This is a genomic window from Aerococcus sanguinicola, assembly GCF_008726925.1.
Classification (GTDB): Bacteria; Bacillota; Bacilli; order Lactobacillales; family Aerococcaceae; genus Aerococcus.
The window spans coordinates 371,831-382,985 of the sequence record NZ_VYWO01000001.1 but is presented as its reverse complement, the minus strand read 5'-3'; the positions used below and the strand labels follow the sequence as shown (position 1 = coordinate 382,985).

The following is an 11,155-nucleotide window of genomic DNA, read 5'->3' as shown; positions in this document are numbered from 1 at the left end:
ATGCTATAATCTTTTAGTGCCTTTGAGGCATCAAATGTCACACCCTATGGATTGGAACGCATGGTGCTCACTGAGAGTTGCGTTCAATTGAAGTAGGGGCGGAATAAAACCAAATAGGAGGAATTTTTAATGGCAGTTGTAAGTATGAAACAATTATTAGAAGCAGGGGTTCACTTCGGACACCAAACACGTCGCTGGAACCCAAAAATGGACCGTTACATCTTTACCGAACGTAATGGAATCTACATCATCGATTTACAACAAACAGTTAAATTAATCGATGAAGCCTACAACTATGTACGCGACCTTGCAGCAAACGATGGTGTTGTTCTCTTCGTAGGGACTAAGAAACAAGCCCAACAATCTATCGAAGATGAAGCCACACGTTGTGGTCAATTCTACGTTAACCATCGTTGGTTAGGTGGGACCTTGACTAACTGGGAAACCATCCAAAAACGTGTACGCCGCATGAAAGATATTGACCGTATGGAAGAAGACGGTACTTTCGATGTTTTACCTAAGAAAGAAGTTCTTGAACTCGAAAAAGAACGTGAAAAATTACAAAATAACCTGGGCGGTATCGCAGACATGCCACGCATTCCTGACGTTATGTTTGTGGTTGACCCTCGTAAAGAACATATTGCAATTAAAGAAGCACATAAGTTAAATATTCCTGTTATCGCTATGGTTGATACCAACTGCGACCCAGATGAAGTTGACTATGTGATTCCTTCAAACGATGACGCTATCCGTGCGGTTAAATTAATTAGCCAAACAATGGCTGAAGCTGTTATTGAAGGACGCCAAGGCCTTGACGATGAAGAAGCTGTAGAAGAAGCTGCTGTATCTAGTGAAGACCTTGAAGCCGTTGCAGCTAAGATGCAAGGCGAAGAAGAAGCTGACCAAGACTAATTGAGCCTAAGCTACAGGCTGTTAATCTTGAAGTCTGTAGCAAAATAGAGTAAAATTAGTTTGGAGTATAGAGCTATCTTGTAAGGACGATGAAGCTGGGACTAGGCTGTACTTATAAGATAGCTCTTTTTAAAAAGATGACAAAGAACCGAGGAGGATTTATAGATGGCAATTACTGCAAAACAAGTTAAAGAATTACGTGATAGAACTGGCGTTGGGATGATGGACGCTAAGAAGGCCCTCCAAGAAGTAGATGGCGATATGGATAAGGCTATTGACTACTTGCGTGAAACTGGCCAAGCTAAGGCTGCTAAGAAGGCAGGACGTATTGCTGCTGAAGGTTTAGCTAAAGTTCTGATTAAGGGTAATGACGCAGTGATCGTTGAATTAAACGCTGAAACTGACTTCGTTGCTAAAAACGAAAAATTCCAAAACATGTTAAATGCAATTGCTGAAGCACTCTTAGAAGCAAAACCTAGCTCATTAGAAGACGCTATGGCTAATGTTCAAGTAGAGGGCACTCAACTTGAAGAATACATGAGCCAAATGATTTCTGTAATTGGCGAAAACTTAAACCTACGCCGCTTCACCATCTTCTCAAAAGAAGATGGCCAACACTTCGGTCAATATTCCCACTTAGGGGGTAAAATCGCTGTATTAGTTACAGTTGACGGTGGTGACGATGAAGTAGCTAGCAATGTGGCTATGCATATCGGCGGAATTAACCCACAATACATCGATGAAGATTCTGTACCAGAAGAAGTGGTTGAACATGAACGTGAAGTTCTTACCGAACAATCACTTAACGAAGGTAAACCAGAAAAAATTGTTCACAAGATGGTGGAAGGCCGTCTCCGCAAATTCTTCTCAGAAATCTGCTTAGTGGACCAAGACTACCTATTAGATGGTGATCAAACAGTGGGACAATACCTCAGCTCAAATGCAGCTTCAGTTGTTGACTTCCGTCGCTATGAAGTAGGCGAAGGTATTGAAAAAGAAGAAGAAGACTTTGCCGCTGAAGTTCAAAGTCAAATGGGTAAATAATTAGATGTAATCAGCCGTTTCGACGGTAGCAGATGGGTTGGGAGTTCTTTCCCAACCTTTTTCATAAGGAGATTGAAAAATGGCAGAACCAATGTATAAGCGCGTCGTATTAAAGTTAAGTGGTGAAGCTTTGGCTGGGGATGAGGGCTTCGGCATCAACCCCGCCGTTATGAAAAAAATCGCCAGTGAAATTAAAAGTGTCCATGACCTAGGCGTTGAGATCGCTATTGTTGTTGGTGGTGGTAATATTTGGCGTGGCGTGACGGGTGAACAGATGGGCATGGACCGGGCCCAAGCCGACCATATGGGAATGTTGGCAACAATTATGAATGCCCTGGGTCTCCAAGACTGTCTACAAAATGTCGGGGTACCTTCTCGCGTCCAAACCTCTATTGAAATGCGGGAGGTTGCCGAGCCTTATATCCGCTTGCGCGCTATCCGTCACCTAGAAAAAGGCCGTGTGGTTATTTTTGCAGGGGGAACCGGTAATCCCTTCTTCTCAACCGATACAGCTTCAGCCCTTAGAGCGGCTGAAATTGAGGCGGATGTCATCTTAATGGCCAAGAATGGCGTAGATGGGGTCTATTCAGCTGATCCCCAAGTGGATACAGATGCGATCAAGTATACGGACTTAACCCATCTCGATGTGATTAACAAGAACTTACGGGTGATGGACTCCACTGCTTCAACGCTGAGCATGGATAATGACATTCCTCTTGTCGTCTTTAATTTAAATGAAGCCGGAAATATTCGCCGAGTTGTTATGGGCGAACCAATTGGTACAACAGTAAAGGGGTAGAAATTATGGCAATCAATACATTAATCAAAGATACTGAAAATCGTATGAAAAAGTCTGAAGAATCTTTGCGTGGCGAACTCGCACGCATCCGGGCAGGGGTTGCGAACGCAAGCTTACTGACAGGTATTGAAGTAGATTATTACGGTGCGGCAACACCCTTACAATCTATCGCTTCCATTACCGTTCCAGAAGCTCGGATGCTAGTAGTGACACCTTATGATAAGTCTGCCTTAGAGAATATTGAACATGCTATTAATGCGTCGGATATTGGCATTGCACCAACTAACGATGGGGATAAAATTCGTTTAGTGGTTCCCGCTTTGACGACTGAACGCCGTAAAGAGCTTTCTAAATTAGTTGGTAAGGACTTAGAAGAAGCTAAGGTAGCTGTCCGTCACATTCGCCGTGATGCGATCGATACCATCAAACAGGCTGAAAAAGATAGTGAAATTACGGAAGATGACCAACGTCGGATGGAAGAAGATATCCAGAAGGTCACAGACCAAAGCATTGCACGCTTAGAAGATATTGCTAAAGAAAAAGAAGAAGAAATTATGAACGGCTAATTGTTTGAAGAAGAGAGTGTGACAAAAGTCGGTTAGCCCTGAATCTGCTAACGCATACTATATCTGTAACTCGCTTCGCTTCGAACAGCTATAGCAACTGTCCGCGAATTATGGAAGAACCTTGTCAAAGGATCTTCCATAATTCGTAGTTGGGTTCACAAAGGCAAAAAGGGAGTGACTTCAGCAAAGTGGAATGATCGGCTAAAGCCGCTCTTATCCTCTTTGCCTCCAGTCATCCCTTTTTTTGACGCCTTTGTTCACACCCTGTATGAAGTGGATGTCAGGGCTGACTTTTGGAGCACGTTTTTAAAGAATAATTCGTATTTTATATAGAGGCCGGGACTTTTGTCCCAGCTTCTTTTTAATTTTCAGTAAATTTCGCTTAAAAGTTTAAGAATAATTTTTTTTGCTAAGAATCTATGGTAAGATAGACAAGATATAAGCAAGCAGCTTTTAATATTTTTAGCAAAGGATGGATGATCAATGACACAGGCGAAAGAATTAAACCCAGAACTTCCCTTGCCTCAACATGTGGCCATTATTATGGATGGTAACGGGCGTTGGGCAGAAGAGCGTGGCCTGAAACGGACAGAAGGTCATAAGGAAGGACTGAATGCTCTCAAACGGACCATTGTGGCGGCTGCTAAGTTAAAGCTGAAAGTATTAACGGTTTATGCCTTCTCGACTGAGAACTGGGCCCGTCCCAAAAAAGAGGTTCAATACCTGATGTCTCTTCCTCACTTGCTCAATCAGAAAGTCTTGCCTGAATTAATGGAAAATAACGTCCGCGTGTGCCTGACCGGGAACCGTGAACATGTGCCTGATAAGACCTGGTCTTATATTGAGAACGCGGTGAAGAAGACAGCTAACAATGATGGGATGCTTCTGAATATCGCCTTTAACTATGGCTCACGCCTAGAAATTGTTAAAGCCTGCCAAGCTTTGGCCAAAGAGGCAGCGGCAGGAGAATTAGACCCAGACCGTATAGATGAAGAATACTTTAGCCAGCACTTGCAAACCGCTTTCTTAGGAGACTTACAGGATCCTGATTTATTGATTCGGTCAAGTGGCGAAATTCGCTTAAGCAATTACTTGCTCTGGCAATTAGCCTACAGTGAATTTGTCTTTACCGATACCAAGTGGCCAGATTTTGATGAAGCGATCTTTTATGACTGTATCGCTGAATTCCAGCAACGCCAGCGCCGTTTTGGTAAAGTTTAAGAGAATAGGAGACCGCTATGCGATTAAGAATACTGACAGCCCTAGTGGCACTTGCTATTTTCCTTCCTTTATTGGTAATGGGCGGTAGCGCTTTTGAAGTGCTCGTGATGCTTATAGCAGGGATCACCCTCTTTGAATTACTCAATTTACTAGCTGTCAATTTTTTTACTTTAGAAACTTTATTTGCCTATTTGTTGATGTATCTCGCCTTGCTTCCCCAGCACTATCTGGCTTTCTTACCCGAGCAATTAGATCAAATGACCCTCTTTTATACGGCCGTTGTGATCTTTCTGTCTTCAATGGTCTACCGTCCCCAGCAATTGGACTTTGGCTTGATTGCTAAGTTAACTCTGGCTGCATTGTATGTTGGCCGTGGCTATCATTTTTTAATTCTAGGCCGAGAGCTAGGTCTATTACCGATTCTTTTTGTCTTAGTGGTTATCTGGTCTAATGATAGCTTTGCTTATTTGACTGGACGTGCGATTGGCCGCCGTCCCTTAGCGCCAGCCATATCTCCTAACAAAACGATCGAAGGTTCAGTCGGGGGGATCTTGGGAGCCTTCCTAGTCTCCTTAGTTTTTGACTTTTTTTTCAATATTTACCAACTTAGCTTTTGGGGGAACTTAATCCTGGTGGTCCTCCTTTGCCTGGCGGGACAGATGGGAGACTTGGTGGAGTCTTCGATTAAAAGACAGTATCACGTAAAGGATTCAGGTCATTTACTGCCCGGTCATGGGGGCTTTTTAGATCGTTTTGACAATATCTTATTTGTCCTGCCTATTTTTTATTTTTTGATGGCCTTCTTTTAAGTCGGTTAAACGAAGGGAGTTTTTTATGAAAACCATTATTACTTTCTTGCTTATATTCTCAGTCATTGTGATTTTTCACGAATTTGGCCACTTCTATTTTGCTAAGAGAGCGGGTATCCTTGTCCGTGAATTTGCCATTGGGATGGGGCCCAAGCTCTACCAATACCAAGCCGAGGAGACGACCTATACGCTCCGCCTCTTACCCATTGGGGGCTATGTCCGAATGGCAGGCTTAGAGGAGATAGCTGACAGTGTCGAAGCGGGGATGCAAGTTTCCCTGACCTTTAATGAGGCGGGGAAAGTCAAGGAAATCTCCCTGGCTGAGGATGAGCTGGCTGCTGAAGCCTTGCCAGTGGAAGTGATCCAAGCTGATCTTGAGCGCGATTTGATTCTCCAAGCCATTCCTTATGGTGAGACAGAAGCTAAGACCTATCGCATTGACCGCCAAGCGGACTTTGTCGAAGCCGATGGCACCCACTTAAAGATTGCACCCATTGACCGGCAATTCCAATCCGCTTCTATTCCCCAACGGCTGATGACAAATTTTGCGGGTCCTATGAATAATTTTATTTTGGGGATCCTAGCCTTTACCGTCCTAGCTTTTGCCCAGGGAGGCGTTCCTTCTTCGGAAGCAATTGTGGGTCAGGTGGTGGACGATTCACCAGCCCAAGCCGCCCAGTTAAAAACCGGTGATCAGATCCAAAGTATTAATGGCCAGGAAGTGGCTTCCTTTGCGGACATGCAGGCCATGGTTTCCGCTTCAAAGGGCCAGCCCATGGAAGTGACCTACCAACGGCAGGGTCAAGAGCGAGAAACACGCTTGCAAGCTGAAGCAGTGGACTATAATGGCCAAAAAATTTACCAAATTGGGGTGGGCCGCTATAAAGACACCCGCCTGCTATCCAAGCTAACTTATGGCTTTAAGGCCAGCTGGGCCATGATAACAGGAATATTGACGACTCTCGCAGGGATGTTCAAGCATGGCTTTAGCCTCAATCAATTCGGCGGCCCGGTCTTTATGTACCAAGCCACGGGAGAAGTCGTTAACCAAGGGGCCTTGGCCCTTATTTCCTGGACCGCTATGTTAAGCTTAAACTTGGGGGTAGTAAACCTCCTCCCAGTCCCAGCCTTAGATGGGGGCAAGATCCTCTTTAATTTCATTGAGGGGATTCTGGGCCGACCTGTCGACCAAAAAGTCGAAGGCGTGATCAATTTAGCAGGGGCAGCTTTATTATTCCTTTTAATGATTGCTGTGACTTGGAATGATATTCAACGTTTATTTTAAATGAAGTAAAGTAGAGCGTGAGACAAAAACTTGTTTCGTCCGGATGCTTTCGTGCTATCGGGCAAGACCGTGTTAACGGTTAGTTTAACTGGGTCGATTGACTCACGCCCTGCCTTGCCATGACTCGAGTCAAGGGTAGGAGATGGAAGTAGTTGATGAGTGTAGCTTATCCTAGGACCAGGCACCTACCCTTCTTTTATTCAGGAAAGGAGAGCTCCATTGGAAGAGAAGAAAGAAGCTTTTAACCGTTTGCTTAAGCAAATTAATTTTATGGATTCAGATGCCAATTTCCAAGCAGGTTGGATTGACCAGGTGACGGTCCACACCAAGTCCCGACTATACCAATTTAGCCTAGCTTTCCCCAAGCAATTAAAGGCTGGTCAATTTAAGGCTTTGGAAGCTGCCTTAGAGACAGGCTTTAAATCGATTGCCAGAGTGGACTTGCGGATAGCTTGCCAAGAGGCGGGAACTTGGGAGGAAGAGGAGGTCTTAGCCTATTGGCCTCTCGTTGTCGAACGGAGTCAGATTTCTAATGGCCTGGCCCAACAGATACTGACCCAACAATTGCCAACTTTTGAACAGGGGAAGTTTATCTTACGGGTAGATAACCCACAAGTCCAAGCTTTCTTAGAAAGTAACTACTTAGATGTCATCAAGCAGAACTATTTTGTTCTGGGATTTGCAAACTTAGCTTTCCGGGTGATTGTGGATGAAGCAACGGCTAATGACCGCCAGGCTCAATTTGACGCCCGCCAGGAAGAAATTGAACGCCAACAGCAAGAATTGGCTAAGCAGGCTAGTGCCCGTCAAGCCAAGGAAGCTAAGGCCAAAGCAAGTCCTAGCAAGCTAGCCATTGGCCGGCCTGTCCCTGTCGATAAGCTCCAACCGATGCGCTCTTATGTGGAAGAACAGTATGGCGCCGCTATGGAAGGGGTCATTTTTGATGTGGAAGTTCGTGAGTTGAAGACGGGTCGACGGATCTTATCGCTGAAGTTTTCAGACTATACCTCGGCTTATTTAGTGACCATGTTCTCACGCAATGATGAGGATATTGCGGTCTTTGAGGCCCTCCAAGAGGGCATGTGGGTCCGTGTCCAAGGCGAAATTCGCATGGATGATCGTTTCGCTCGTGATTACGTGCTCATGGGACGTGACCTCGAAGTCATCCACAAAGAAGGGCGGAAGGACCAGGCTGAAGAAGGGAAAAAACGGATTGAGCTCCACCTCCATTCCAACATGTCCGCCTTGGACGCTACGAATACAATTTCGGACTTTGCGGCCCAAGCTAAGGCCTGGGGACATCCGGCTATTGCTGTCACAGACCATGGCAATGTTCAAGCCTTTCCGGAAGCTAGCCAAGCAGCTAAGGCCAATGATATCGCGATGATTTATGGCTTGGAGGCTAATGTAGTGGATGATGGGGTGCCGATTGCCTATAATCCCCAAGACGTCGACTTGAGTGAGGCGCACTATGTGGTCTTTGACGTGGAAACGACGGGCCTATCTGCCGCCTACAACCATATTATTGAATTGGCAGCGGTGAAGATGTACAAGGGTAATGTGGAAGAGACCTTTGAGGAATTTATCAATCCTGGCTATCCCTTGCCCCCACATATTATTGAACTGACCAAAATTACCGACGCCATGCTCCAAAATACGCGTACCGAAGAGGAAGTCATGACAGACTTTAAGGCCTTCTGTGAGGGCTGCATCTTAGTAGCTCATAACGCTTCTTTTGATATGGGCTTTATTAATAAGGCCTACAGTCGCCATGGCTTAGCAGAAGCAGCTAACCCTGTCATTGATACCTTAGAGTTATCCCGTTTCCTTCATCCTAATATGAAGTCCCACCGTTTAAATACCCTGGCCAAGCACTACAATGTCTCTTTGGAGCAGCACCACCGGGCAATTTATGACTCGGAAACAACGGGGGCCCTGGCCTGGATCTTTATTAAAGAAGCCGCTAAGAACCACGGCATCCATTCCCACAAAGAACTCAACCAGGATGTCGGCAAGGGAGATGCCTATAAGCACGGCCGTCCCTTCCATGTGACGATCTTGACTAAGAATCAGGCAGGCTTAAAGGACCTTTTCAAGCTAGTGTCGGCTTCTAATGTGGACTATTTTTACCGTGTGCCCCGGCTACCCCGCTCTCTTCTGGCAGCCCACCGGGAGAACCTCTTGCTGGGCTCAGCCTGTGCATCCGGTGAATTCTTCGAAGCTGTGATGCAGAAGGGCAAGGAAGAAGCTAAACGCATCGCAGAATTCTATGATTATTTAGAGCTGATGCCAAAAGGCGTTTATAAACCTCTCATTGAAGATAACTTGATCCACAATGAATCTGAATTAGAAGAAATCATGCGGACGATCATTGAGATTGGCGAAGAATTAGACAAGCCAGTAGTTGCGACTGGGGATGTTCATTACCTGAACCCCCAAGATAAGCTCTACCGGGAAATCTTGATCAATTCCATTAAGTCTAACCGCACCAAGTTCTTCCCTGAAGCTCATTTCCGGACGACGGATGAAATGCTGCATGACTTCGCCTTCCTGGGAGAAGACAAGGCCTATGAAATCGTGGTTGAAAATACCCATAAAATTTTTGACCAGATTGAATTTGTGGAACCCCTTAAAGATAAGCTCTATACCCCTAATATTGATGGGGCAGAGGACGAAATCCGTGAAACGTCTTATCGTGAGGCTCATGCCCTTTACGGCGAGGACCTTCCTGAGATTATTGAACAGCGCTTAGAGAAGGAACTAACCTCGATCATAGGTAATGGTTTCTCAGTGGTTTATTTAATTTCTGAAAAGCTGGTTAAAAAATCGAATGCAGATGGCTATATTGTGGGGAGCCGGGGTTCGGTAGGGTCTTCCTTCGTAGCAACCATGTTAGGGATAACGGAAGTGAACCCCTTGGCGCCACATTATGTTTGCCCAAATTGTTTTTATAGCCACTTCTTTACAGATGGGAGTGTCGGCTCGGGCTTTGACCTGCCGGATAAGGCATGTCCGGAATGTGGCCATGCCCTCAATAAGGATGGCCACGACATTCCTTTTGAGACCTTCCTCGGTTTTGCTGGGGACAAGGTGCCTGATATCGACCTGAACTTCTCTGGGGAATACCAGCCCCAGGCCCATAACTTCACCAAGGTGATGTTCGGTGAGGACCATGTCTACCGGGCGGGAACTATCTCGACAGTGGCGGATAAGACGGCTTTTGGTTATGTCTTGGGCTACGACCAGGACCATAACTTGAACCTCCGCCGAACTGAGAAAGATTTTCTTGCCAAGCAAACAACTGGCGTTAAGCGGACCACTGGCCAGCACCCAGGGGGGATTATTGTTATTCCCGAATACATGGATGTCTATGACTTTACCCCGGTCCAATACCCTGCGGATGACCTGAATTCAGAGTGGAAGACGACCCACTTCGACTTCCACTCTATCCATGATAATGTGCTGAAACTCGATATCCTGGGCCACGATGATCCGACCGTTATTCGGAAATTGCAGGATCTATCAGGTATTGAACCTAAGGACATTCCCATGGACGATCCCGACGTTTACCAGCTCTTTAATGGGACTGAGATACTGGGAGTTAGTGAGAAGGATATCTTCTCGAAGACAGGCACTCTTGGGATTCCTGAATTTGGGACTTCCTTCACCCGGTCCATGCTTGAAGCAACCCATCCTTCTACCTTTGCAGAGTTGCTACAAATTTCGGGTCTTTCCCACGGGACGGACGTCTGGTTGGGGAATGCAGAAGTCTTAGTTCGTGAGAAGGGGATGCCCCTGTCTGAAGTGATTGGCTGTCGGGATGACATCATGGTCTATCTCATCCACCAGGGAGTTCCCGAACGCGACTCTTTCCAAATCATGGAGAAGGTCCGTAAGGGGAAGGGGCTCTCTGATGAACATAAGGCCATTATGAATGAGCACCAAGTCCCCCAATGGTATATGGATTCCTGCGAGAAGATTAAATACATGTTCCCTAAGGCCCACGCCGCAGCTTATGTTATCAATGCCATCCGTGTGGCCTGGTTCAAGGTCCACCATCCCATCTGGTATTACTGTGCCTATTTGAGTGTGCGCGCTAATGACTTTGACTTGGTCGCTATGGCGAACGGGCTCCAGTCGACGAAGACGGCCCTGCAAGCCATCTATAACAAGGGCAATGATGCTACCGTTAAGGACCATGCTGTCCAAGTTGTCTTAGAGATTGTCAATGAGATGTGGGAACGGGGCTTTAAATTCAAGATGGTCGACCTTTATAAGTCGGATGCTCAAGACTTTGTTATTGAAGGAGAGGATACCTTGATTGCTCCCTTCCGAGCCATTCCAGGTTTGGGGCTCAATGTAGCCAAGCAGATTGTCAAAGCCCGGGAAGAATCCGAATTCTTATCGAAGGAAGACCTTAAGAAACGCGGCAAGGTTTCCCAATCGACCATTGACTTTATGTCCGAGCAAGGGATTCTAAAGGATCTGCCGGAAGAAAACCAACTGTCTCTCTTCTAGG

General features: G+C 45.9%; 8 protein-coding genes. All 8 read left to right on the top strand.

All coding sequences use genetic code 11. From position 1 onward, the window contains the following. Positions 1 to 129 precede the first annotated feature (129 nt). The 8 genes from rpsB (at position 130) to F6I03_RS01885 (ending at position 11,154) form a co-directional block, all read left to right on the top strand. Complete coding sequence (gene rpsB, locus F6I03_RS01920; RefSeq protein ID WP_070431711.1) at positions 130 to 912, top strand: 30S ribosomal protein S2; 783 nt, start codon at positions 130 to 132, stop codon at positions 910 to 912. A 165-nt stretch (positions 913 to 1,077) separates the two neighbouring features. Next, positions 1,078 to 1,956: a translation elongation factor Ts gene (tsf, locus tag F6I03_RS01915; RefSeq protein ID WP_070431710.1), complete on the top strand. Its 879-nt coding sequence runs from the start codon at positions 1,078 to 1,080 to the stop codon at positions 1,954 to 1,956. A 79-nt stretch (positions 1,957 to 2,035) separates the two neighbouring features. After that, the gene (gene pyrH, locus F6I03_RS01910; protein ID WP_070431709.1) at positions 2,036 to 2,755 is read left to right on the top strand and encodes a UMP kinase; all 720 of its coding nucleotides are present in this window, start codon (positions 2,036 to 2,038) and stop codon (positions 2,753 to 2,755) included. Between the two features lie 5 nt (positions 2,756 to 2,760). After that, positions 2,761 to 3,321: a ribosome recycling factor gene (frr, locus tag F6I03_RS01905; RefSeq protein WP_070431708.1), complete on the top strand. Its 561-nt coding sequence runs from the start codon at positions 2,761 to 2,763 to the stop codon at positions 3,319 to 3,321. 483 nt (positions 3,322 to 3,804) lie between these two features. Further along, the gene (locus tag F6I03_RS01900) at positions 3,805 to 4,542 is read left to right on the top strand and encodes an isoprenyl transferase (RefSeq protein ID WP_070431707.1); all 738 of its coding nucleotides are present in this window, start codon (positions 3,805 to 3,807) and stop codon (positions 4,540 to 4,542) included. A gap of 17 nt (positions 4,543 to 4,559) precedes the next feature. Further along, positions 4,560 to 5,351 (top strand): phosphatidate cytidylyltransferase, encoded by a 792-nt coding sequence (locus F6I03_RS01895; protein WP_070431706.1) that lies wholly within the window; start codon positions 4,560 to 4,562, stop codon positions 5,349 to 5,351. A 25-nt stretch (positions 5,352 to 5,376) separates the two neighbouring features. Then, positions 5,377 to 6,636, top strand: coding sequence for an RIP metalloprotease RseP (gene rseP / locus F6I03_RS01890; RefSeq protein WP_070431705.1), 1,260 nt, complete (start codon positions 5,377 to 5,379; stop codon positions 6,634 to 6,636). A 219-nt stretch (positions 6,637 to 6,855) separates the two neighbouring features. Beyond that, entirely contained in the window at positions 6,856 to 11,154 is a 4,299-nt protein-coding gene (locus tag F6I03_RS01885; protein ID WP_070431704.1) for a PolC-type DNA polymerase III, read from the top strand. The last annotated feature ends 1 nt before the right edge of the window (position 11,155 follow it).